The sequence below is a fragment of the Streptomyces sp. P17 genome (assembly GCF_032436805.1).
Classification (GTDB): Bacteria; Actinomycetota; Actinomycetes; order Streptomycetales; family Streptomycetaceae; genus Streptomyces.
The window spans coordinates 1-274 of sequence record NZ_JAVRBF010000785.1 but is presented as its reverse complement, the minus strand read 5'-3'; the positions used below and the strand labels follow the sequence as shown (position 1 = coordinate 274).

The window sequence follows — 274 nt, the reverse complement described above, 5'->3', positions numbered from 1 at the left end:
AGAGACTCGCGCCAGCCGCCGCGTTGGTTGACCTTGAAATAAACCACGCCTTCATTGTCGCCGGTGTTGAAATCCTCGCTCGCGGGGATGCCGGTTTCCTGAGCCGCGCGGGCGAAGTCGTCGAGGATGTCCCAACGCAGCCGCTGGCGCTCCACCCGCCACGGCCCGCCGGCAGCGTGATCGTCACTGGCGCCGTCGAAATAATCTTCGGATTTCAGGAAGTAAGGCTTGACGTCATCCCAGCCCCAGCCGGTGCAGCCCATCTGCCGCCAGC

The 274-nt window shown here is 64.2% G+C and carries 1 protein-coding gene; it reads right to left on the bottom strand.

The features are described from left to right. Positions 1 to 274: GMC family oxidoreductase N-terminal domain-containing protein (locus tag RMT89_RS42955; RefSeq protein ID WP_315889189.1), on the bottom strand; the 274-nt coding region annotated here is incomplete at both ends.